Origin of the sequence: Pseudoxanthomonas sp. (assembly GCF_051953815.1) — a bacterium.
Taxonomy (GTDB): domain Bacteria; phylum Pseudomonadota; class Gammaproteobacteria; order Xanthomonadales; family Xanthomonadaceae; genus Pseudoxanthomonas_A.
In genome coordinates, this window is sequence record NZ_JBQCIJ010000039.1 from 34,434 (window position 1) to 56,828 (window position 22,395).

A 22,395-nucleotide genomic window follows, 5' to 3' on the forward strand; every position below is an offset into this window, starting at 1 on the left:
GAAGCGATCAGATGATCCGCAGCGTGATGGCCTTGAGGACCGCGCGGGTGCGATCGCGGGTGTCGAGCTTGTCGAGGATGTTGGAAACGTAGTTCTTCACCGTGCCCTCGGCCAGGAACAGCGTGCGTGCGATTTCCTTGTTCGAATAGCCGCCGGCCAGCAGGCGCAGGATGGCGACCTCGCGTTCGCTGAAACGTTCGGCGGGCGGGGTTTCATCGTGGAAGCGGTAGCGGGCGCGCACCGGTTCGGTGGAGACCGGCTGCAGCAGGGTGTCGCCATCGGCGACCCGGCGGATCGCCGCGCGCAGATCCTCCGGCGCCGCGTCCTTGAGCAGGAACCCCTGCGCGCCGGCTTCGGCCGCGCGCAACAGCAGGTCCCCATCGTCGAAAGTGGTCAGCAGCAGGACCGGCGTGCGATTGCCGCGCGCACGCAGCTGTTGCAGGGCATCGATGCCGTCCATGCCGGGCATGCGGATGTCGCTGAGGACCACGTCCACCGGGGTGGCCGCGAGCCGTTCCAGCAACTCCGCGCCACCTTCGGCCTCGAATGCCACCTGGATGTTCTCCGGGCCGTCCAGCAAGGCGCGCAGGCCGGCGCGGACCAAGGCCTGATCATCGGCCAGTGCGATCCGCACGATCGCGGATCCGGATGCATCGCTCATGAGGGAAACTCCACGGTCAGTTCCAGATTGCCGGCCACGCCGCGGCCGATGCGCAGCTCGCCATTGGCGCCGCTCACCCGCTCGCGGATGCCGGCCAGGCCATTGCCCTCGCGCAGCAGCGCGGGCGCCTGTCCATCATCGGCGATGCGGAGAAACAGATGCGCGCCTTCGCGCCGCAGATCCACCCACACGGTGGCTGCGTCGGCATGGCGCGCGGCGTTGGTCATGGCCTCCTGCACGATGCGCAGGACGGTTTCGGCCAGTTGGGGATCCCGGATCACCGCGTCGTCGCCGATGTGAAGCTGCATGCGTAGCTGCGGCAGTGGCGCCGCCAGCGCGCGCAGCGCCGTTTCCAGATCCAGGCCGCGCGAATCGCGCAGCGCCTGTACCACGTTGCGGATGTCTTCCAGCAATTCGCTGGCCAGTTGCTCGCTCAGGCGCACCTGTGGACGATCGGCCAGCGCGGGATCCGCGGCCAGTGCGCGCAGGTTGAGTTTCATCGCGGTCAGCTTGTGCCCGGCGACATCGTGCAGTTCGCGCGCCACCCGCAGCCGCTCTGCGTCGCGCGCGCTGTCGGCCAGCAGGGCGCGGGTGGCCAGCAGATCGGCGTTGACCAGCGCCAGCCGGTCACGCGCGTTTTCGGCGCTGCGCGCGTAGTGGCCGATCAGCGCGGCGAAGGCCTGGAAGCCGCAATAGATCGCCACCATGAACCAGGCCGCGTCATGCCCGTTGCGGACCATCAGCAGGCCGAACGCCAGGTTGGCCGCGAGCATCACCAGCAACGCGTACAGCGGGCGCCAGGTCATCGCCAGTTGCGCGGCGACCACCACCAGCAGCACCGGTGCGGTGCCGGTGCGTGGCGCCAGGTGGATCATGGCCAGCGCGAGCAGCAACTGCAGCCACAGCAGCGCGTCGCGCAGGCGCCGGCCGACGCCGGGCTGATCCAGCAGCAGGAACGCGGCCAGGAACGCCAGCAGGGCGCCGAGGCGGGCGCCGCTCAGGCCGCCGGTCTCGCCGCGCATCGCCAGCATCACCGCGGCCCAGGTCAGGACGCCGGACAGGTTGAGAGGTTGCAGCAGCAGCTTCAGGCGTTCGCGCATGCCGATATGCTGCCTGCCGCGACCGGCAGGCGCCACGGCTGTGGCGAAAGTCGTGACTTCCGGCAGGTCGCGTGCTGCTGACACCACGCTGTCAGCAGCCCCGCGCCAGGATGGATGCCTGCCATTTCAGGAGGAAATCCGCATGACTCCCCGGAGACTGACGACGCGTGCCCAGGAGCTACTGCCGCGCGCCTTCCAGGCGTATGTCGCCGGACTCGGGCGCAACCTGGTCAGCGGCGAGCAGATTATCTATCCGGCCTCCCGGGGCCACGAGCTGCCCGCCGAGGGCCGGCACGATTTCGATTTCCTGCATGGCCGCTGGCACGTGCGCAATGTCCGGCTGAAAGAGCGGCTGGCGGGCTGCGGGGACTGGGAAAGTTTCGATGCGCGCCAGCACTGCGGTCCCGTGCTGGGCGGCATCGGCAACCTGGACGAGTTCATCACCGACTGGGCCGGCGGCTATCGCGGCATGACCCTGCGCCTGTACGACCCGTCGCGGCGCCAGTGGAGCCTGTACTGGGCCAACAACCAGCAGGGCCTACTCGAACCTCCCGTCGTCGGACGTTTCGAGGATGGCGTGGGAACCTTCCTCGGCCGCGATCGCCACAAGGGCCGCGAAGTGTGGGTGCGGTTCCGCTGGCACGACATCCAGGCCGACAGCGCGCACTGGGAACAGGCGTTCTCGCCGGATCGCGGCGGCCACTGGGAAACCAACTGGCACATGTACCTGACCCGGGAGGTGGCGTGAGCGCATCGTCTTCCACGCGGACCGTCGAAATCCGCAGCTACCGTCTGCGTCCCGGCACCCGCGATGCGTTCCACCGGCTGGTCGCCACCACGGTCATGCCGATGCTGCGGCGCTGGCGGATGGACGTGGTCCGTCATGGACCCTCGTCCCATGACGGCGCCTCGTACCTGCTGATCCGCGCCTATGCGGATCTGGAGGCGCGCCAGCGCGAGCAGGACGCGTTCTACGGCAGCGCGGAATGGCGCGAAGGACCGCGCCAGGCCGTGCTCGACATGATCGAAGAGTACCTGTCGGTGGTGCTGGAAATGGACGCCGCCGCCCTCGACACCCTGCGCCTGGAGTGAACCCATGCTGGATACCCTGTCCCCTTCCCCGATCCACGCGCCCTGGCGGATCCCGCCCGCGCCCTCGGCCGCTCCCTTCGTTCCCGGCGTGATCGAGCTGCGCCAATACACCCTGCATCCGGGGCGACGCGACGAACTCATCGCGCTGTTCGAACGGGAATTCATCGAGACCCAGGAAGCGGCGGGCATGGTGCTGCTCGGCCAGTTCCGCGATCTCGACGAACCGGATCGTTTCGTGTGGCTGCGCGGGTTCGCCGACATGGCGGCGCGGCGGGAGGCGCTGGGACGGTTCTATCAAGGGCCGGCGTGGCGCGCGCATCGCGACGCGGCCAACGCGACGATGATCGATTCGGACAACGTGTTGCTGCTGTGTCCGACCGCCGAGGGGCCCGCGCTGGCCGTGTCCACGCCGCCGCCGCCGAAGGGTGCGGAGGCGCCGGAACAGGCGCGCATCGTCATCTGCCTGCACTACTTCGACGCACCGGTGAATGCGGAATGGCTGGCCCACTTCGAACAGATCCAGAGGCCCTGGCTGGAGGACATGCATGCGCGGGTGCTGGCCACGCTGGTGACCGGCGCGGCGCCCAACGACTATCCCGCGCTGCCCGTGCGCGAGGGCGAGCATGTGTTCGCCTGCGTCCTGCAGTTCGCCGACGAGGCCACCCACGAGCGCTGCGACCGGCAGCTCCAGGCCGCGTGGCGGATCGGCGCGCAGCCGCACCGCACCGACCTGCTGCGACTGGTGCCGACCGCGCGTTCGCGGATCGGCCGCGACGTCGCCGCCGACACGGAGGATTGAGATGCGTGCCGCCCTTTGCGTCCACCGCCGCCGGCAAGGGATGATGCCAGCATGCGCCGCGCCGACCGCCTGTTCCTGATCATCCATGCCCTGCGTGGACGCCGCACCGCCCTGCCCGCCCGCACGCTTGCCGAGACCCTGGCGGTCTCGCTGCGCACGGTCTATCGCGACGTCGCCGACCTGCAGTTGTCCGGCGTTCCGATCGAAGGCGAGGCCGGGGTCGGCTATCTGCTGCGCAAGGGCGCGGACATCCCGCCGCTGATGTTCAACGCCGACGAACTCGAAGCCCTGGTGGTCGGCACGCGCTTCGTGCGCGCCTTCGGTGGCCAGCGGCTGTCGGTGGGCGCGCGCTCGGCGCTGCTGAAAATCCAGGCGGTGCTGCCGCCGGATCTGCAGGCGCGCGCGCAGCGCACCCGCATCTATGCGCCGGAACTGAAGGATCGCTTTGAATCCACCGGCCTGCTGGATCGCCTGCACGAAGCCATCGAGCAACGGCGCGTGCTGCGGTTCCGCTACGCCGATCATTCCGGCGAGGAAACCCGGCGCGACGTGGAACCGTTGTGCCTGGCGTTCTGGGGCGGCAGCTGGACGCTCGGGGCCTGGTGCCGGCATCGCGGCGATTTCCGCAGTTTTCGCCCCGATCGCATTCTCCAGCTGGACGAAACCGGCGAGATTTTCGACGACGATCCGGAGCGCGGCCTGGAAGCCTACTTCCGCCGGGTCGGATCGCCACCGTCGGATGCCTGAGCGGCGTCAGGGCGTCCTGCGCCACTCCAGGCCCAGCAGGAAGCCGCGATCCGGGCCGGGTTCGTAATAGCGGCCGTTGCCCTCGTTGACGATCACCGAGCCGGCGTAACGCCGGTCCAGCACATTGTCCACGCGCAGGAACGCGCGCAGCGTGTCGTCGCCGAAACGCCAGCGGCGCGCGGCTTCCAGGTGCAGCAGCGCGTAACCGGGCGCCTGTTCGCTGCCGATGTCGTTCACGCTCACCCGATCCTGCGCGACCGCCTCGGCCGCCGCGCTCCACGTGTCCGATCGCCATTCCAGGCGGCCGAAGAACTGCTGACGCGCGGTGCCGGGAATCGCCGCGCCCGCCCTCACCGGCGTGTCCGGCACCGCGCAGCCGCTGCGCGCGCAGGTCAGGAAGCCGTCGCGGAACTCGGCATCCAGCCAGGTCCAGGCCGCCTGCCACTGCCAGTGATCGCCGAACGAGGTGCGCAAGCTCGCCTCCGCGCCCTGCCGTCGCGCGCGCCCGACGTTGCGATAGGTGCTGCGCCCGCCCAGATTGCTGGCGACCGACAACTCATCGTCGGTGTCGGCGCGGAACAGCGCGACCGACAATTCGCCGGTGGACCAGCGCCATTTGCCGCCGAGCTCCCAGTGCCGGCTGATCGCCGGACGCAGATCCAGCGCCAGGCCGGCGCCGCCGTCGGCGCGATAGCCGAGCTCGTTGAAAGTCGGGGTCTCGAAGCCGCGCCCGCGCGACAGGTAGACGCGCCAGTCGTCGCCGGCGTCGAACATCACCCCGGCGACCGGCGTGGTCTCGGCATAGCGCACGCGCCCGCTGTCGTCGGGATTGGCGGTGGTGATGTAGTGATCGCGCGATTCGAACCGCACCGCGCTGTGGCGCGCGCCGGCCAGCAGCGACCAGCGATCGGCGAAGCGCCACCACGCCTGCGCGTACTGGTCCACGTTCTCCACCTGGTTGCGCTCGTCGCGGCGCGGCCGGCCACGCACGCCCCACTGGCCGCCGACGAAATTCTCGTAGCCGCGCCGGTGCTGTCGCTGGCGATCCGCGTTCACGCCCACGGTGGCCTCGAACGGCCGCGCCGCAAGTTCCCCCCGCCACGACCAGCGCGCATCGACGCCGGCCTGATCGTTGTCCAGATCGATGACGCCGCCGCTGTTGAGCGGATTGCCCTGCGCAGCCACCGGAAGCGGCAGGAACTGTTCCACGTCGCGGGTGCCGGCATAGGCGGTGGCGCGCACGCGATGGCCATCGCCCAGCGGCTGGTCCAGCACCAGTCCGAGCTGATCCTGGCGCACCGACTTGCGGGTGTTGAACTGGTGCGCGGCGGCGACCGCCTGTGCCGGATCCGCGCGCCACTGCGCCCGGGTCAGGCCGAGCGGATCCTGCGCGCGCGGCGAATCGAAATGGTTGAACACCAGATCCAGCGCGCCCTCGCCGGCCAGATCGAAACCAAGCTTGCCGTTGAACGATTCGCGCCGCGCCGCGCTGTGATCCCGGTAGCCGTCGGTCTCGAACACGCTGGCCGCGAGGTTGTAATGCACCCTGCCCTGCGCGCCGGACCAGCGCGCGCCCAGCGTGTGCGTGGCATGGCTGCCGGCCGAGCCCTGCACGCGGATGTCGCCCGGCGCCTCGCCGCGCGCGCTGGACAGCTGCACCACGCCGCCGGAAGAGTTGCCGTACAGCGCCGAGAACGGACCGCGCAGCACTTCCACCCGCTCGGCGCCCATCAGGTTGAAATGCGACAGCTGGCCCTGCCCGTCCGGCAGCGTGGCCGGAATGCCGTCGGCATACAGGCGCACGCCACGCACGCCGAAGGTCGCCCGCGCGCCGAAACCACGAATCGACAACTGCGTGTCCTGGGCATAGTTCTGGCGATCACGCGCCAGCAGTCCCGGCACGCCGCCGAGGCGTTCGGACAGATTGACCCCGGCGGTCGCCGCGTCTTCGCGCAGATCGATCACATCCAGCGAGGCCGGGGTGTCGAACGCGGATACCGCTTCCAGCCGCGAGGCCTGCACGGTGACACGGTCCAGCGTGCGCGCCTCCTGCGCGGACAGCGGCAACGACGGGAACAGCGATGCGGAAACGGCGAGCGCCAGCGCGGCGCGGGGCAATGGATTCATGCCCCCATTCTAGGGGCGGCGGACTACACGTCGCCGTCGGCCAGCCAGCCTTCGCCGGTGCCGCGGGTGAACACCCGGTCACCCTCGCGCACGTCGCCGGCCGGGATCGCCTCCTGGTGGGCCAGGCGCGCGTAGATCGGGGTGAAATCGGGGGCGGTGGCGTTCATCAGCTGCTCGAAGCTGTCGATGACGAAGTAGGTCTTCTGGTAGGTGTCGATGCGGTAGCGGGTGCGCATCAGCCGCTCCAGGTCGAAGCCGATCCGGTTGGGCGCCGGCGACTCCAGCGAGTACAGCGATTCGCCCTTGGACGAGACGATGCCGGCGCCGTAGATGCGCAGGCCGTCCGGCGTGTTGATCAAGCCGAACTCGACGGTGTACCAGTACAGCCGGGTCAGGTGGACGAGCGCTTCCGGATCGATGCCGTGCGCCTTCACCCCGCCCTTGCCGTAGGCCTCCATGTAGTCGGCGAACACCGGGTTCATCAGTAGCGGCACGTGGCCGAACAGATCGTGGAACAGATCGGGTTCGGCGATGTAGTCGATCTGGTCCGGGCGGCGGATCCACCAGGTGACCGGGAAACGCCGGTTGGCCAGATGGTCGAAGAAGTCCAGTTCCGGCAGCAGGCCCTCGACCCCGATCAGGGTCCAGCCGGTGGCCGCCTTCAGCACCCGGTTGAGCTCGCTGAAGCGCGGGATGCGATCCGGGCTCATGCCCATCGCGTCCTGCGCCTGCAGGAATTCGTCGCAGGCGCGGCCGACCAGCAGCTCGCGCTGGCGCTCGTACAGCTTGCCCCAGGTGTCGTGGTCGGCGGCCGGATATTCGGCCGGCTGCTCCACCACGGCGGTCGTATAGACCGGCACGTAGCCCTTGTCGGTCTGCTGATGCTCGACGCGGCGGGGTTCGTTCATGGCGGGCTCCGGGACGGAAATCGATCGACTGCATGCTAGCGCCGGGGGCGCGCAATGGGGTTGCAAAGTTGCGTGTGATTGGGGTCTTGGCGCAATCTTGTTGCGTCATGTGATGTTGCGAGGCAACAAATGGCCGATTCCGCCGCCCTCGACCGGACCGACCTGCGCCTGCTGGCGCTGCTGCAGAAACAGGGCCGGGCGCCCAACTCTGAAATCGCCGCCCAGGTGAACCTGTCCCCGTCGGCCTGCCTGCGCCGGATCCAGCGGCTGGAAGCGGCGGGAGTCATCGGTGGTTATGCCGCGCTGGTGGACCCCAAGAGCGTCGGCCTGGGCCTGCAGGCGTTCGTGCGCGTGCAACTGGAAAAACACGAGCAGAGCGGCGTGGCGCTGTTCGCCGACAAGGTCCGGCACTGGGACGAGGTGGTCACCTGCCATGCGCTCACCGGCGACATGGACTACCTGCTGCACGTGGTGGTGCAGGATCTGGAACACTTCTCGCGCTTCCTGCTGGACAAACTGCTCGACGCCAGCGGCGTGGCCGACGTCAATTCCAGCTTCGTGCTGCGCACGGTGAAGGCGTTCGGCGGCTGGCCGCTGCCGAAGGCATGAAGATATCCATCGGAGACGACATGGATCAGCTGCCCATCCGCCCGGCCTCGCTCGACGATCTCGACGCCATGTGGCGCATTTTCCGCGCGGTGATCGCACCGGGCGACGCCTTGCCGTTCGACGAGCACTTCGACCGCGACACCTTCCGCGATCACTGGTTCGGCGCGCACGCGGCGTGGGTGGCGGAGCAGGGCGGGGAAGTCGTCGGCATGTACAAGCTGGGCGCCAACCACGCCGGTCGCGGCGCGCATATCGCCAGCGCCACCTATGCGGTCGCGCCCGCCGCGCAGGGCAGGGGTATCGGCCGGCGTCTGGTCGAACACAGCCTGCAACGCGCGCGCGCGGCGGGTTTTCGCGGCATCCAGTTCAACTACGTGGTCAGCACCAACGCGGCGGCGGTGGAACTCTACCGGCGGCTGGGCTTCGACATCGTCGGCACGCTGCCCGGGGCGTTCCGTCATGAACGGTCGGGGTGGGTGGATGCCTACGTCATGTTCCGGTCGCTGGCGCCGCCGGAGGCGCAGGCGTCGTGAGGGGCTTGCCGGGACGCTGCGACCGTCCAGTCGCATCCGGCGAGACCGAAGGCGGGATGATGATCTGCCCGCCTCCGGTTTTCCCGCCGCTGGCCGGATACCCGGATCGACGACAGAAACCATGAGCGAAATCGAATTCTCCAAAGAAGAAAAGGCGCTGATCGTCAACCGCATCCAGCTGTATTTCAGCGAGGAGCTGAAGCAGTCGATCGGCCGGTTCGACGCCGAGTTCCTGCTCGATTTCTTTTCCCGGGAGGTCGGCGCCTACCATTACAACCGTGGCCTGTACGACGCCCAGGCCGCGCTGGCGGCGAAACTGGAGGACGTGCAGGATGCCATCTACCGGCTTGAGCGTCCGACCGACTTCAAGCGCTGAGCGCCTTCGGGCGGTGGGAGTCCGGCATGAACATTCCACTTCGCAACCTGGTCGCCATGGCGCACGTCGCCGACGTGTCCCGTTCCATCGCCTTCTACGTGCGCCTGGGTTTCCAGCCGCGCAACACCCACGTGCCCGAACACGGTGACGCGCCGGTCTGGGCCTGGCTGGAGGGCGGGGCAGGGCAGTTGATGCTGGCGCAGGCCGGCGAACCGGTGGATCCCGGCCGGCAGGCGGTGCTGTTCTACCTGTACTTCGACGACATCGCGGCGGTGCATGCCCGGTTGCAGGCCGACGGGCTGCCGGTGGGGCCGATGACGTATCCGTTCTACTGCCCGCAGGGCGAGTTCCGATTGATCGATCCCGACGGCTACTGCCTGATGTTGGCCCACACGTGAGCGCGGGCCGCGCGCAGTCCGTCACATGCCGTGGACTACACTGGCGTTGGGCCGGCGCGGCACGCCGGGAACAGGGCGCGGCATGATTCGTGAAGTCGGTGGAGTTCCCATCCAGTCCGTCCATCGCGCGCGCTGCCATTGCGGCGCGGTGGTGCTGGAGCTGGATCTGCCCGACGGCATCGTCAAGCCGCGCCGCTGCGACTGCTCGCTGTGCCGGCGCAAGGGCGCCATCGTCGCCTCGGTGCCGCTGTCCGGCCTGCGGGTGGTGCAGGGCGAGGACGCATTGAGCCTGTATCAATTCAACACCCGCGTCGCGCGGCATTACTTCTGCTCGCGCTGCGGCATCTACACCCATCACCAGCGACGCTCCGATCCCAACCAGTACGGCTACAACGTCGGCTGCCTGGACGGCGTCAATCCGTTCGCGCTCGGCGAGGTGCCGGTCGAGGACGGGGTGAACCATCCTTCCGACCGGAAACCGCCGGAGCCATGAAATGAAACGCCGCGAACTGCTGGCCGGCGCAGGCGCGGCGCTGGTGATGATGTCCGCGCGACTGCCGGCGAACGCCATGGGAGAGCAAGCGATGTACGGATTGATCGGAAAGATGAAAGCGGTGTCCGGCCAGCGCGATGCGCTGATCGCCCTGATGCTGGAAGACGTGGGCGCCATGCCCGGCTGCCTGAGCTATATCGTCGCGCGGGATCCGGGCGATGCCGACGGCATCTGGATCACCGAGGTCTGGGACAGCGCCGCCAGCCACCAGGCATCGCTGTCGCTGCCGGCAGTGCGGCAGGTCATCGCGCGCGCCAAGCCGCTAATCGCCGGCTTCGGCGAACACTTCGAGACCGAACCGGTCGGCGGCCACGGCCTGGCGCGGGCGCCGGCATGAAGCCGCAACCCCTGATCGCGGTCGACGATGTCGCCGCCAGCCGTCGCTGGTACACGGCGACGCTGGGTCTGGCCAGTGGCCATGGCGGCGATGACTACGAACAGCTGCTGGCCGATGGCGAAATGGTGCTGCAACTGCATCGCTGGGAAGCGCATGCGCATCCGCATCTGGGCCAGCCACGTGCCGCCCATGGGAACGGCGTGCTGCTGTGGTTCCTGGCCGGGAATTTCGATGCCGCGCTCGCGCGCATCCGCGACGCCGACGCCGAGGTACTGGAAGGACCGAAGGTCAATCCGAACGCGAACCACCGCGAAATCTGGTTGCGCGATCCGGACGGCTATGTCGTGGTCGTGGCCGGGCCCCACGGCGATCTCGGCGCGTGAGCCGCATCGTCCACAGCGGCACCCGCAACGCCTCCAGCCGGGCGTTCCGCGACTGGCTGGCGCTCCATAGCCGTCTCTCTCACGCCTCCAGCCAGCGCAGGCCGATGATGCCCAGCAGGATCAGCGCCATGCAGCCCAGCCGCGCCGGCGATGGACTGTCGCCGTAGGCGAGGATGCCCAGCGCGGCGACGCCGATCGCGCCGATGCCGGTCCAGACCGCATAGGCGGTGCCGGTGGGCAGATCGCGGATCGCAAGGGTCAGCAGGTAGATGCTGACCAGCGCGGCGACGATGCCGATCACGCCGGGCACGGGACGTGTCCATCCCTGTGCGGATTTGAGGGCGCCGGCCATGACGATTTCCATCAGGCCGGCGAGGATCAACAGCCACCACGCCATGGCGTACTCCGGTTCACTTGAAGGGCGCCCAGCCTGACCACACACTGATGCCGGTACAAGTACGCACTTCGAGGTGCCCATGGACAGCGGTCAGCCCATCATCGCGACGAAGCCGGCAGCCGGTAGCGACGCCTGTCCGTCACAGGCGGTGATGGCGCTGCTGGCGGGCAAATGGGCATTGTCGATCCTCACCGAGCTGGCGCGCGGACCGGTGCGCAACAACGCCCTGCTCCGGCGCATCGAAGGCGTGTCGCAGAAAGTGCTGACCCAGAATCTCCGCGAACTGGAACGCAATGGCCTGATCGAGCGCATCGATCACGGCACCGTGCCGCCGAGCGTGGAATATCGCCTCAGCGCGCTCGGGCACTCGCTGGATCGCACGCTGACCGGCCTGGATCGCTGGGCGGAGCAGCACAAGGCGGCCCTGCTCGAAGCGCAGGCGCAGCATGACGCGCGGGCGTTGCAACAGGAATAATCCGGGCGCCCCATCCCGGGCGGCAGGAGCGTCACCGGCATGCACCGCAAAGCCACCGACACCACGGAAGCCGTCGATGCCTTCATGGCGGCGCTGGCGCATCCCTGCAAGGCGGAAGTGGAGGCGCTGCGCGGCATCGTGACCGGCGTGGATCCGCGCATCGCCGAAGGGGTCAAGTGGAACGCGCCCAGCTGGCGCCTGGACGAGTACTTCGCCACCACCCATCTGCGCGCGAAGCAGGGGATCGGCGTCATCCTGCATCTGGGCGCGAAGACGCGCGCGCCGGAGCGCCGGCCCGCGATCGATGATCCGGACGGGCTGCTCGAATGGCTGGGACCGGATCGCGCTCGCGTGGCATTCGCCGGCATGGATGAACTGCGCCGCCGGCAGCCGTCGTTCGAAGCCGTGCTGCGGCAGTGGATCCGCCTGCTCTAGGCGAGGCGCGCGCCGCGCGTGATCAGGCGCTGTCGCCCTGGTGTGCCCGCGCCAGTTCGCCGACATGGCGCCGGCCCGGATTGTCGCCGGCGATCCATTCGGCCGGTGGAAACAGATCGAACAGGCCGACCTTGAACAGGGTCGGGATCGCCGCGGCCAGTTCACGCTCCACCGCGTCGCGCTCGCCGGCGTTGTAGCGCGTGATGTTGTGCAGCAGCGCCGCCACGGTGCCGGTCTGCACGCGGCTGCCATCCTTCAGGGTGACCGCGGGCAGGACTTCGCCGTCGGCGACGATCCTGTGATTGATGGCGGCCAGATCGGGGGAAGAGGAGGGCGTGGACATGCGGAGATTCCTGCGTCGGGTTCGACGGCAAGGATGTGGGCGGATCCGGCGCGGGCAAGAGGCGTAGACTCGCGATCATGAGAGAACACCTGCAACCGTCGTGGCAGCGCGCCTGGCATGGCATCGGCGCCGTGGGCGACGGCCTGGCCTGGTTCGAACAGTTGCTGGCCTGCTACCGGGAACCGCAGCGGCACTACCACACGCTGCAACATCTCGGCGAATGCCTGGCCGCCTTCGACGAGGCGCGCGCGCTGGCCCAGCGGCCCGACGAGGTCGAGCTGGCGCTGTGGTTCCACGATGCCATCTACGAACTGAAGCGATCCGACAACGAGGCGCGCAGCGCCGACTGGGCGCGCGAGGCGCTGGTGGACGCGGAAGTCGATGCCGCCGCCGCGGATCGCGTGCAAGCCCTGGTCATGGCGACCCGCCACGACGCGGTGCCGCAGGATGCGGACGCGCGGTTGCTGGTCGATGTGGATCTGGCGATTCTCGGCGCGACGCCGGATCGATTCGCCGAGTACGAAGATCAAATCAGGCGCGAGTACGCCTTCGTTCCCGGCTGGCTGTTCCGGCACAAGCGGCGTGAAATCCTGCGCGGGTTCCTGGATCGCCCGCGGCTGTATTCGACTCCGCATTTCCACGACCGGCTGGAAGCGCGCGCGCGGGAGAACCTGGCGCGCGCGGTGTCTTAGCGCCGGCCGGGTCCGGCGTCCATCACGCCGGCGCGGAGGACATCAGCGAAAGAGGAAACGCCGCGCTGGCCGCGCTATTCGCACTTCTTCTTGCCGCCCCACAGCTTGCCCAGGCGGAAGCCTTCGTCATCGCATTTGGGCTTTGCGGGTGCGACCGGCGCGGTCTTCGCGGCGTGCGCGGCCAGACGCTGCCTGCGCAGCTGATCCAGCTTCTCGCGGATCTGCGGCATCACCGCCATCGCGGCACGCTCGCCTTCCAGGATCGCATTGTTCTTCTGCTCGAAATCCGCCGGCCCGATTTCGTTCACGCGCGGACGGATGACGACGTCGGCGCGCGCCAGCTCCTGCTCGCCGAGTTTCTGGCCCATGATCGTGATCGACTGGTTGACGATGCCCAGCATGCTGCCCGGGCGCGTGCCCGAGGCCTTGCTGGAGATGTCCACCGCGATCACGAAGTCCGCGCCCAGCTGGCGCGCCGCATCCACCGGCACCGGGCTGACCACGCCGCCGTCGATGTAGGTCGCCTTGCCGATCACCACCGGCTCGAATACCCCGGGAATGCTGCTGGACGCGCGCACCGCCTGGCCCACGTTGCCGCGCACGAACACGGTGCGCTGGCCGGTTTCCAGTTGCGTGGCGACCGCGGCGAAGGGCTTCTGCAGTTTCTCGATCGGACGCTTGCCGAGCAGTTCGTTGACGTAGTCCTGCAACGCCTGGCCCTGCACCAGCCCGCCGGAGAACAGGCGCACGTCGCGGATCTTGGTTTCATCCAGCGCGAAGGCCTGCTTCTGCATCTGGAACGGATCCATGCCGCTGGCGTACAGCGCGCCGACCACGCTGCCGGCGCTGGTGCCCGACACGACCACGGGCTGGATGCCGTTGGCTTCCAGCATCTTGATCACGCCGATATGGGCAAACCCCTTGGCGGCGCCACCGCCGAGCGCGATGCCGACCTTCACCGGGGCCGGCGCGGCGGGCGTCGGCGGCGGCGGGGCGATGGTCGCGGGAGGTGGCGCGGGCCGGCTGTTGCCGCCGCAGGCGGCCAGCAGCAGCAGAGGCAGGCCCCAGGACAGGCGCGGACGAAGCGGATTCATGAATGTGCAGGCGAGGTGGAATCTGGCGCGCAGGATACCGTGCGGCGACCCAATGGCTTCCAACCAGGGCGGAAGCCACCGGACGCGCGGGAGACGGCGCGGTGGAATACCCGAAGGCTCCGCCTTCTCCGGCCTGCTCAGAAGCTGTTGTCGCCGTCGAGGATCCGGCCCAGCCCGCCCAGCACCGAGCCTTCGCCGCGCGCCTGCCCGCCGCCCTGCGGCGCGGCCTGCAGCATGCGGCCGGCCAGCCGCGAGAACGGCAGCGACTGCATCCATACCTTGCCCGGGCCGGTCAGGGTGGCCAGGAACACGCCTTCGCCCCCGAAGAACATGCTCTTGATGCCGCTGACCGGACGCACGTCCATGTTCACGCTGGCGTGGTAGGCGACCACGCAGCCGGTGTCCACGTCGATGCGCTCGCCGGCCTGCAGTTCGCGCTCGACAACGGTGCCGCCGGCATGCACGAACACCCAGCCGTCGCCTTCCAGTTTCTGCATGATGAAACCTTCGCCGCCGAACAGGCCGGTGAGGATCTTGCGCTGGAAGTGGACGCCGACGCTGACACCGCGCGCGCCGGCCAGGAAACTGTCCTTCTGGCAGATCAGGCGGCCGCCGTGCTCGTCCAGCTTCATCGCCAGCACCGTGCCGGGGTAGGGCGCGGCGAACGCGACCTTGGCCTTGCCGGTGCCGGTGTGGGTGAACACGGTGGTGAACAGGCTCTCGCCGGTGAGCACGCGCTTGCCGGCCGACAGCAGCTTGTCCATGAAGCCGCCCCCCTGGCCGCTGTGCGAGCCATTGCCGAACACGGTGTCCATCTGCACCGTGCCGTCCTTGAACATCAGCGCGCCGGCTTCGGCGATCGCGCTCTCGCCCGGATCCAGTTCGACCTCGACGAACTGCATGTCGTGGCCGACGATGCGGAAATCGATCTCGTCCGCGCCCCGGCGTCCGCCCGCGCCGGGCAACGGCGGCAGGTGCGGCGCGGCGGGCGCGCCGCCCAGCTCCGGGACCTCGCGCACCGGCTTCCACTCGCGCATGCCCTCGCGCCAGGCGAGCGCGGCGGGGTTGAGCTGGGCGTGGCGCCGGGCGGCTTCGTCGTCCAGCGGGCCGACCCGCTGCTGATCATTGGGACTATGGAAATACCACTGGCTCATGAGGGGCGTCCGGGGTGGAAAAGAGCCGCGAGTCTAGCCTCGCCGTTTCTATCGCGACATACCCGGAAGTCCTGCCCGGTACGGTCGGAACGCGACCGCCGTCGCGGCCCGGCGGGATGCCCGTTACCTTCGGCATGAACAGGACTTCCGGCCATTGCCCCGGCTGTTGCTGTAATGCAACATTCGCGTGCTACGCGGCGCCCCGCCGCCCCGACCACCCACCGGAAAGCCATCGCCATGTCCCGACTCCGCTCCGCCGCCGTGCGGCCGCACCGCCTTGCCTTCGCCATCGCCGCGCTGCTGCCTTTCGGCAGCGTCCTCGCCCAGGAAGCGACGACGCCCGCGCCCAAGACCGAAGCCTCGACGCTGGACACCGTGCAGGTGACCGCGCAGCGCAAGGTCGAGAACATCCAGGACGTCCCGGTCTCCATCTCCAGCGTCAGCAGTGAAAAGCTCGACGTGCTCGGTTCCGGCGGCAACGACATCCGCTTCCTGTCCGCGCGCGTGCCCAGCCTCAACATCGAATCGTCCTACGGTCGCGCGTTCCCGCGCTTCTACATCCGTGGCCTGGGCAACACCGACTTCGATCTCAACGCCTCGCAGCCGGTCTCGCTGGTGTATGACGAAGTGGTCCAGGAAAGCCCGCTGCTGAAGGGCTTCCCGATCTTCGATCTGGAACGCATCGAAGTGCTGCGCGGCCCGCAGGGCACGCTGTTCGGCCGCAACACCCCGGCCGGCGTGGTCAAGTTCGAATCGGCCAAGCCGACCCGCGAACTGGACGGCTACGCCCAGCTGTCCTACGGCACCGACAACATGTGGAACTTCGAGGGCGCCATCGGCGGCCCGCTGAGCGAGCGCTGGTCGGCCCGTGTCTCCGCGCTGTACCAGCGCAAGGAAGACTGGGTGAAGAACCAGAATCCGGCCGGCGTGGATCGCGGCGCCGAGGGCTACGACGAATCCGCCGCGCGCGTGCAGTTCCTGTACGAAGGCGACGCGTTCGAAGGCCTGTTCAACCTGCACAAGCGCCACCTCAACGGCACCGCCCGCCTGTTCCGCGCCAACATCATCAAGCCGGGCACCAATGATTTCGTGCCGGGCTTCGACAAGGGCAAGATGTACACGGACGGCGTGAACTTCTCCGAGCTCGACACCTGGGGCGGCAGCGCCCGCCTGCGCTGGGACCTGGGCGACTACAACCTGTATTCGATCAGCGGTTACGAGACCGCCGAATCGCTCAACCGCGGCGACATCGACGGCGGCTACGTCTACACCTTCGACTTCAACCCGGCCGACGGCATCGATGCCGGCCAGCCGCTGATCGGCGCGCGCTTCCCGTCCGAATCGGCCGACGGCCTGCCGCACCACAAGCAGTTGACCCAGGAGTTCCGCCTGGAGTCGGATTACGCCGGCAAATTCAACTGGCAGGCCGGCCTGTTCTGGTTCAAGGAAGACATCCGCATCGACAGCTTCAACTATGACTCGCTGGCCTCGGGCAATCCGCTGAGCGGCCATGCGATCCAGGAGCAGGAGAACAAGGCCTGGGCGGTGTTCGCCTCCGGCGAGTACCAGGCCACCGACAAGCTGAAGCTGCGCGGCGGCGTGCGTTACACCCAGGACAAGAAGGACTTCAGCGCCAGCGTGCTGCGGGCGGTGCCCGGCGGCTCGCCGGTGGGCGGTCCGTTCCGCGAGCACACCGACGTCGACGACGTCAGCTGGGACGGCAGCGCGGTCTACGCCTTCAACGACAACGTGAACTTCTACGCGCGCGTCGCGAAGGGTTTCCGCGCACCGTCGATCCAGGGCCGCGTGGCCTTCGGCACCGTGACCAAGGCCGACTCGGAGGAAGTGATTTCCTACGAGGCCGGCGTCAAGGCGGACCTGTGGGACAAGCGCGCGCGCGTGGGCTTCAACGTGTTCCGCTACAACGTCGATGGCCAGCAGCTGATCGCGGTCGGCGGCGGCACCAACCAGGCCAACCTGCTCAACGCCGACAAGACCATCGGCCAGGGCTTCGAACTGGATCTGGAAGCCTACGTGCTGGACAACCTGCTGGTGACCTTCGGCAGCAGCTACAACGACACCGAGATCAAGGACGCCGACCTGGGCGTGGCGCCGTGCGGCGGCGGCTGCACGGTCACCGATCCGATCGTCAATGGCTTCGCCCGCATCAACGGCAATCCGTTGCCGCAGGCGCCGAAGTGGGTGCACAACCTGACCGCGCGCTACAGCGTGCCGATGGGTGACGGCGCCGAACTGTACTTCTACACCGACTGGGCCTACCGCAGCGAAGTGAACTTCTTCCTGTACGAATCGGTGGAGTTCACCGGCAAGTCCTCGCTGGAAGGCGGCCTGCGCATCGGCTACGGCTGGAACTACGGTGACTACGAAGTGGCGCTGTTCGGCCGCAACATCACCGACCAGACCCGCATCGTCGGCGCGATCGACTTCAACAACCTGACCGGCTTCATCAACGAACCGCGCACCGTCGGCGCCGAATTCACAATGAAATTCTGAGGACTCGCTCGCTCCGCCGGATGGCCGGCGGAGCGGGAAGGTTTTCAATGTGAGTCGCACAGGGCAGGGACCGCATGTTACGGTCCCCGTCCCGGCGGGCGGTTCCGCCCGCATGCAAGGATTCACCCGTTGTCCGCTTCGCGTCGTTTCAAGACTGGCCTGTCCGGCCTCTTGGTCGCATGGGCATTGGCAGGTCCGTCCGCAGTTCCTTCCGCCGCTGCCAGCGACATCGGCGCGACTATCGAACACATCATGCTGGAGCGCTACACCGTCGACCCCGGTGAATACACGCTCGCGCGCTCCTGTGGCAATGGCTGCACATTCTCGGTGGTCGGCACGCGCTGGGGATTTCTCAACCGCTACGATCGGGAACGCCGCCGCGTGTGGCGTTCGCCGCCGATTCCGGTGAGTGGTTGCGACCGTGTCGATGAAACGTCCTTGGCCAGCTGGGGGCGCTGGGACAGTGGTTTCCACTATCTGGATCTGGGACGCTGCACGGAAGGCCAGCCCAATCTGTGGCTGTGGCGGGCCGACGACAGTCTGTTTCCGGTAACGGTCCAGGATCGTGATCCCGCCGATGAATCGCGCGCGGATCTGCAGGCGGAGCCGTTCATCCACGCCCGCCTGTCGGCGCAGGCGTCGTTGGCCGAAGCGACGGCGGCCCTGCAGGCGCAGTGGCGCCGGCACAAACCCAGTCATGGCAATGGATATCTGAGTGTCGCGCCGCCGCCTGCACTGTGGATCGACCAGGGCGGAGTGCCCGGGCCGTCGGCGCTGCGCATTGCCCACGCCGAAGCCGGGCAAATCTGGCGGGAGCGTGCCACCGGAAAACCGGAAGAACGCGCCGTCGCCGCCGTGGCGGCCATGGCGCCGGTGCTGTCGATTCTCGATTGGCGCGAACTGCCCGGCAGCGAGCTGGATCTGTTGAATGACGTCGGTTTCTGGCTGCAGCAGACGGGCCGCTGCGAGGACGCGGTGGTCCTGCTGGAAGAGGTCGTCCGCCGCGCTCCGGAGCGGACGCCCGCACGGCTCAATCTGGCCGATGCGCAGGCGCAGACAAGAATCGCGCCGTGCAGGGACCGCCTTCCCCGGATGCTGGTCGCCAACATGATTTCCGTGCAGGAGAACGCACGCCTCTATTGCGTGGCGCAAGGGCCCGCGCGGATACCGGCAAACATCGCCGACCGGCTGGCCTATCTGCTGCAGGTGCAGTCGCTGGATGCGGAGGTGTGCCGTCCCCGGGGCGACATCATCCGCGCGGTGCAGGCAGGCAATGCCGTCGCGCTGGCCCGTGCATTGAAGGCCCATCCGGAGGATCTGAACCAGCCTTCACCCCGTGGATACCTGCCGCTGCGCGAAGCGATCGAACGCGGCTGGCTGCAAGGGGCGGAACAACTGCTGGCGGCGGGCGCCGATCCCGACCGTTCGGGTCTGTCCGTCAACGAGTACAGCGACGTTCCCCTGGTGACGGCCATCTACCGGCATGATCTGCCGATGGTGAACCTGTTGCTGCGATACCACGCCCGCAACAACCCGGATCTCGTGCGCGACAAACCGCTATTGGTCGCGGCCGGCCTTCACGGCAAGGACGAGCAGAGGCCGATGGCGACCGCGATGGTGCAGGCGTTGCTGGATTCCGGCGCCTACCTCCGGCAGAAGAACGAGGATGCCGAGACCGCGTTGATGCTGGCCGCCGCCAGCGGCAACCTCGCGACTGTCGATCTATTGCTGGCGCGCGATCATGGCGTGCTTCTCAACGCGACCGACAAATACGGGCTCAATGCGCTTCATCATGTGCCGCCGTTCGACAACGACCGCCTGCTGGTATGGAAACGATTGTTGGAACGCGGGGGCAACATCAACCAGCAGGATAAGAACGGACATACCCCCCTCTCGAGGCTGTTCCTGTTCAGCGGTGGCGAGCCCGACATCATCGCCTTGATGGTGAAGGACGCCCTGCGTTACCGGGTGGACTTCCAACTGGCTGATCTGGAGAGCGGTCAGGTCGTTCTGCATCGCGCCGCGGCCGCCGGCAACCTGCCCGCGGTTCGCTAGTTGACCTCGGCCGGTGCGCCACGTTGCCCCCGCGATCGCAAAGGCAAGACGCCCGCCGACTGGGCGGGCCAGCGGGTCGCGAATATCCAGGCCAACGGAGTCTGCCCGGAGCATCCGTCCTGCGCCCAGCTCAAGGCACTGAGAGCGATCGTCAAGCGCCTGGACTGCCCCGTCCGCGACATGCCCTGAACGAGGTCGCGTTCCTCTCTGCAGGAACGAGTGAGTCGCGGTGTCTGTTTCCGGTGCCGTCGAGCGCGGCACCTCGCGACTGACGCGGATCCTGCAAGAGAAAATCCGTCGAGCTACGGCCTGGCGGGTGATTCGGAGAACAGTGCTTCGCGCGCCACATCGAGCAACTGCTCGTCCGGGTCATTGCTCTGTTCCCAATACATCACGCCGCCCAGGCCCTTCTCGCGCACGTAGGCGACCTTGGCGCGCAGGGCCTGCGGGTCCTCGTAGCTGATCATCTTGCGCAATTGTGGATTCCACAGCCATGCGGCCTGGGCGTCCTCGTCCCAATGCCGGACGTAGCCTTCCTTGTTCAGGCGTGAGCGGGCGATCTCCCGCCAGGAAATGAAACCGCCGCCGCTGGCGAAGGGTCGGTCCAGGCCGTTGTTGCCGTCGGTCACCTCGTCGAAGGTGCGGCCGTAGAACGCCAGGCCCACATGCAGTTTGCGCGGTGGCACGCCGCCGGCGAGGAATTCCTCCACCGCCTGCACCGTGTTGCGACTGCCGGGCTCGGCCGTGCGCGAAGGACGCAGGCCGGCGTGGTGGCCGGTGGTGCGCTTGAGGCTGCCGTAGAAGTCGTAGGTCATCAGGTTGATCCAGTCCAGGATCGCCGAGATGCGCGGCAGGTCGAGGCCACGCGCCGCATCGCCGTCGGCCGCCGCGATGGTCAGCAGGTAGTGACGACCGTCCTGGGTCTTGCCGAGCGCGTCCAGCCTGGCGCGCACGGCTTCCAGCATCAGCGGGAAGTTGGCCTTGTCGTCGGCGCTGTAGCTGATGCCCGGGCCGGGATGGCCGGGATACTCCCAGTCGATGTCCACGCCATCCAGGTCATGCCGGCGCACCAGTTCCACCGCGGTGTCGGCGAAGCGCGCGCGCGCCGCTTCGGTGGCGGCGGCTTCGGAGAAATTCCCCGCACCCCAGCCCCCCACCGACAACATGATCTTCAGATCCGGATTGTCCTTGCGCAGCGCGGTCAGCCCCGCCAGCGATCGCGTCGCGGTCTCGCGGGGAAGGAACACCTCGTGCTGCGGATTGACGTGGGCGAAAGCGAAGTTGATGACGTCCAGCTTGCGCGCGCTGATCGGTGGCAGCTTGTCGCCATCGGAGACGTAACCGATTACCCGGTAACCCGGATCGTCATTCGCCTGCGCGGCCCGTGCTTCGACGGCGCCACCGGCGAGAACGAAAGCCAGCGCCAACCACCCTGATCGAATCCATCTGCTCATCTATCGCGACTCCAAACGGGTTCGTCAATATACGATTACTTTCACATCGTGGAAGCGAAGCGGGTCGCGATGGCGATGAATGTCCATGATGACGCCATTCTTCCGCGATGAGAGGTCATGCGATGACTGTCGCGCGCCCTCGGATGTCCATTCGGATGACGACAGGACACGCGTTGGACAGCAGCTTGAATGTGGACGGTGTTCCGTCATTCCGCCGCAAGGCCGTCGCGACTCACGTCGCTCCCACCTGGCCAGGGTTCGCGGCACGATTGCCTGTGGGAGCGACATCGGTCGCGATTCCCGGAATGTTCTGACAGCGACCGGACCGTGATGGATTTCCGCGCCGAACGAGCGGTCTACTGCCCGGGCGGATCGCGCGGTGGAAAACGCAGGACCACCCCGCGCACGCCATCGTCCCGCGGACGCACCCACAACACCGGCACCTCGCGCGGCGCGGGTGGCTCCAGTTCGTCGTCGAGTGGCGTGATGGATTCTTCTTCGTCCTCCCAGCTGTAGCGCTTGCGCGGCAGCGGCGGGTCCAGCCGGCGGAACAGGATCGCGGCGATGAAGCCGCCGACGGCGCCGCCCATGTGCGCCTGCCAGGACACGCCTGGCTCCTGCGGCAGGATGCTCAGCACCATGCCGCCGTAGAACAGGAAGGCGATCATGCCGGCCGCGATCGCGGCGCGGTCCCGGCGCAGCAGGCCGAGCATGAAGATCATGAACATCAGGCCGTGGGTCAGCCCGCTCGCGCCCAGGTGATGCGAGCCCGGTTCGCCCAGCAGCCACGGTCCCAGCCCCGCGCCCAGCCAGACCAGCGGCACCGCGCAGGCGGTGGCGCGCGGATACACCGCGCCGGCCAGGGTGCCGAGCATCAGCAGGGCGGTGGCGTTGGCGGCGATGTGTTCGATCGAGCCGTGCAGCAATGGCGCGGTGAGGATGCCGATCAGCCCCTGCGCCTGCAGCGGCGCGATGGCGAACGGCGTCCAGTCGAAACCGGATTGGGCCGAGAACACCACCGCCAGCAGCAGCACGAAGGCCAGGCTGAGGTTCAGCGCCCACAGCAGGCGCCGGCGGTCATGCCGGCGCTGGGTGTCCGGATCGAAGGCCGGATGATCGGGATGATGCGCGTCCATGGATTCCTGCATGGCGCCCCGCC

26 protein-coding genes are annotated in these 22,395 nt (G+C 68.1%); 16 read left to right on the forward strand and 10 right to left on the reverse strand.

Going from position 1 to position 22,395, the window contains the following annotated elements:
- Positions 1-7: 7 nt before the first annotated feature.
- Entirely contained in the window at positions 8-661 is a 654-nt protein-coding gene (locus ACTHN1_RS11415; protein WP_440471060.1) for a response regulator, read from the reverse strand.
- Positions 658-1,761 carry a sensor histidine kinase gene (locus ACTHN1_RS11420; RefSeq protein ID WP_440471061.1) on the reverse strand — a complete coding sequence of 368 codons (1,104 nt, stop codon included), beginning with the start codon at positions 1,759-1,761 and terminating at the stop codon, positions 658-660. Before ACTHN1_RS11420 ends, ACTHN1_RS11415 begins: the two co-directional genes overlap by 4 nt.
- Before the next feature lie 142 nt (positions 1,762-1,903).
- Here ACTHN1_RS11420 and ACTHN1_RS11425 point away from each other — a divergent pair, with 142 nt between their 5' ends.
- From ACTHN1_RS11425 to ACTHN1_RS11440, 4 genes are read left to right on the forward strand one after another with little or no spacing between them, the layout of a single operon-like run.
- Complete coding sequence (locus ACTHN1_RS11425) at positions 1,904-2,509, forward strand: hypothetical protein (protein WP_440471062.1); 606 nt, start codon at positions 1,904-1,906, stop codon at positions 2,507-2,509.
- Positions 2,506-2,853: an NIPSNAP family protein gene (locus ACTHN1_RS11430; protein WP_440471063.1), complete on the forward strand. Its 348-nt coding sequence runs from the start codon at positions 2,506-2,508 to the stop codon at positions 2,851-2,853. Before ACTHN1_RS11425 ends, ACTHN1_RS11430 begins: the two co-directional genes overlap by 4 nt.
- A 4-nt stretch (positions 2,854-2,857) precedes the next feature.
- The gene (locus ACTHN1_RS11435; RefSeq protein ID WP_440471064.1) at positions 2,858-3,652 is read left to right on the forward strand and encodes an NIPSNAP family protein; all 795 of its coding nucleotides are present in this window, start codon (positions 2,858-2,860) and stop codon (positions 3,650-3,652) included.
- 51 nt (positions 3,653-3,703) lie between these two features.
- The gene (locus tag ACTHN1_RS11440) at positions 3,704-4,399 is read left to right on the forward strand and encodes a helix-turn-helix transcriptional regulator (protein ID WP_440471065.1); all 696 of its coding nucleotides are present in this window, start codon (positions 3,704-3,706) and stop codon (positions 4,397-4,399) included.
- Positions 4,400-4,405: 6 nt separating this feature from the next.
- Here the strand turns inward: ACTHN1_RS11440 and ACTHN1_RS11445 are convergent, their stop codons facing one another.
- Both ACTHN1_RS11445 and phhA read right to left on the reverse strand, forming a co-directional pair.
- Entirely contained in the window at positions 4,406-6,526 is a 2,121-nt protein-coding gene (locus ACTHN1_RS11445; RefSeq protein ID WP_440471066.1) for a TonB-dependent receptor family protein, read from the reverse strand.
- A gap of 23 nt (positions 6,527-6,549) precedes the next feature.
- The gene (phhA, locus tag ACTHN1_RS11450; protein WP_440471067.1) at positions 6,550-7,434 is read right to left on the reverse strand and encodes a phenylalanine 4-monooxygenase; all 885 of its coding nucleotides are present in this window, start codon (positions 7,432-7,434) and stop codon (positions 6,550-6,552) included.
- A gap of 129 nt (positions 7,435-7,563) precedes the next feature.
- Here phhA and ACTHN1_RS11455 point away from each other — a divergent pair, with 129 nt between their 5' ends.
- From ACTHN1_RS11455 to ACTHN1_RS11485, 7 genes are all read left to right on the forward strand, one after another.
- Positions 7,564-8,043 carry an Lrp/AsnC family transcriptional regulator gene (locus ACTHN1_RS11455; protein ID WP_440471068.1) on the forward strand — a complete coding sequence of 160 codons (480 nt, stop codon included), beginning with the start codon at positions 7,564-7,566 and terminating at the stop codon, positions 8,041-8,043.
- Positions 8,044-8,063: 20 nt separating this feature from the next.
- A complete protein-coding gene (locus ACTHN1_RS11460; protein WP_440471069.1) occupies positions 8,064-8,576 on the forward strand; it encodes an N-acetyltransferase family protein in 513 nt (170 codons plus the stop codon).
- A 121-nt stretch (positions 8,577-8,697) separates the two neighbouring features.
- Complete coding sequence (locus ACTHN1_RS11465; protein ID WP_440471070.1) at positions 8,698-8,952, forward strand: DUF2164 domain-containing protein; 255 nt, start codon at positions 8,698-8,700, stop codon at positions 8,950-8,952.
- A 26-nt stretch (positions 8,953-8,978) separates the two neighbouring features.
- On the forward strand, positions 8,979-9,350 hold the full coding sequence (locus tag ACTHN1_RS11470) for a VOC family protein (protein WP_440471071.1): 372 nt from the start codon (positions 8,979-8,981) through the stop codon (positions 9,348-9,350).
- A gap of 82 nt (positions 9,351-9,432) precedes the next feature.
- On the forward strand, positions 9,433-9,843 hold the full coding sequence (locus tag ACTHN1_RS11475) for a GFA family protein (protein WP_440471072.1): 411 nt from the start codon (positions 9,433-9,435) through the stop codon (positions 9,841-9,843).
- 1 nt (position 9,844) lies between these two features.
- Positions 9,845-10,240: a putative quinol monooxygenase gene (locus ACTHN1_RS11480; protein WP_440471073.1), complete on the forward strand. Its 396-nt coding sequence runs from the start codon at positions 9,845-9,847 to the stop codon at positions 10,238-10,240.
- Positions 10,237-10,623, forward strand: coding sequence for a VOC family protein (locus ACTHN1_RS11485; protein ID WP_440471074.1), 387 nt, complete (start codon positions 10,237-10,239; stop codon positions 10,621-10,623). The genes ACTHN1_RS11480 and ACTHN1_RS11485 overlap by 4 nt, the downstream gene beginning before the upstream one ends.
- A gap of 79 nt (positions 10,624-10,702) precedes the next feature.
- Here ACTHN1_RS11485 and ACTHN1_RS11490 read toward each other — a convergent pair whose 3' ends face one another.
- The gene (locus ACTHN1_RS11490; protein ID WP_440471075.1) at positions 10,703-11,020 is read right to left on the reverse strand and encodes a DMT family transporter; all 318 of its coding nucleotides are present in this window, start codon (positions 11,018-11,020) and stop codon (positions 10,703-10,705) included.
- Positions 11,021-11,099: 79 nt separating this feature from the next.
- Here ACTHN1_RS11490 and ACTHN1_RS11495 point away from each other — a divergent pair, with 79 nt between their 5' ends.
- Both ACTHN1_RS11495 and ACTHN1_RS11500 read left to right on the forward strand, forming a co-directional pair.
- On the forward strand, positions 11,100-11,495 hold the full coding sequence (locus ACTHN1_RS11495; RefSeq protein WP_440471076.1) for a winged helix-turn-helix transcriptional regulator: 396 nt from the start codon (positions 11,100-11,102) through the stop codon (positions 11,493-11,495).
- 39 nt (positions 11,496-11,534) lie between these two features.
- Positions 11,535-11,930 carry a DUF1801 domain-containing protein gene (locus ACTHN1_RS11500; protein WP_440471077.1) on the forward strand — a complete coding sequence of 132 codons (396 nt, stop codon included), beginning with the start codon at positions 11,535-11,537 and terminating at the stop codon, positions 11,928-11,930.
- Between the two features lie 22 nt (positions 11,931-11,952).
- On the opposite strand, the gene ACTHN1_RS11505 is transcribed toward ACTHN1_RS11500, so the two are convergent.
- Positions 11,953-12,273 (reverse strand): DUF7709 family protein, encoded by a 321-nt coding sequence (locus ACTHN1_RS11505; protein ID WP_440471078.1) that lies wholly within the window; start codon positions 12,271-12,273, stop codon positions 11,953-11,955.
- A 77-nt stretch (positions 12,274-12,350) separates the two neighbouring features.
- On the opposite strand from ACTHN1_RS11505, the gene ACTHN1_RS11510 reads away from it, so the two are divergent.
- Positions 12,351-12,965: an HD domain-containing protein gene (locus tag ACTHN1_RS11510; RefSeq protein ID WP_440471079.1), complete on the forward strand. Its 615-nt coding sequence runs from the start codon at positions 12,351-12,353 to the stop codon at positions 12,963-12,965.
- A 74-nt stretch (positions 12,966-13,039) separates the two neighbouring features.
- Here ACTHN1_RS11510 and ACTHN1_RS11515 read toward each other — a convergent pair whose 3' ends face one another.
- Both ACTHN1_RS11515 and ACTHN1_RS11520 read right to left on the reverse strand, forming a co-directional pair.
- Complete coding sequence (locus tag ACTHN1_RS11515) at positions 13,040-14,059, reverse strand: patatin-like phospholipase family protein (protein ID WP_440471080.1); 1,020 nt, start codon at positions 14,057-14,059, stop codon at positions 13,040-13,042.
- Positions 14,060-14,196: 137 nt separating this feature from the next.
- A complete protein-coding gene (locus tag ACTHN1_RS11520; RefSeq protein ID WP_440471081.1) occupies positions 14,197-15,213 on the reverse strand; it encodes a TIGR00266 family protein in 1,017 nt (338 codons plus the stop codon).
- 237 nt (positions 15,214-15,450) lie between these two features.
- Between ACTHN1_RS11520 and ACTHN1_RS11525 the strand changes: the two genes are divergently transcribed.
- Both ACTHN1_RS11525 and ACTHN1_RS11530 read left to right on the forward strand, forming a co-directional pair.
- Positions 15,451-17,727, forward strand: a complete 2,277-nt coding sequence (locus tag ACTHN1_RS11525) for a TonB-dependent receptor (protein WP_440471082.1) — start codon at positions 15,451-15,453, stop codon at positions 17,725-17,727.
- Positions 17,728-17,856: 129 nt separating this feature from the next.
- Positions 17,857-19,782: an ankyrin repeat domain-containing protein gene (locus ACTHN1_RS11530; protein WP_440471083.1), complete on the forward strand. Its 1,926-nt coding sequence runs from the start codon at positions 17,857-17,859 to the stop codon at positions 19,780-19,782.
- Between the two features lie 302 nt (positions 19,783-20,084).
- On the opposite strand, the gene ACTHN1_RS11535 is transcribed toward ACTHN1_RS11530, so the two are convergent.
- On the reverse strand, positions 20,085-21,236 hold the full coding sequence (locus tag ACTHN1_RS11535; RefSeq protein ID WP_440471084.1) for a glycoside hydrolase family 18 protein: 1,152 nt from the start codon (positions 21,234-21,236) through the stop codon (positions 20,085-20,087).
- A gap of 356 nt (positions 21,237-21,592) precedes the next feature.
- Positions 21,593-22,372, reverse strand: coding sequence for a rhomboid family intramembrane serine protease (locus tag ACTHN1_RS11540; protein ID WP_440471238.1), 780 nt, complete (start codon positions 22,370-22,372; stop codon positions 21,593-21,595).
- Between the last annotated feature and the right edge of the window lie 23 nt (positions 22,373-22,395).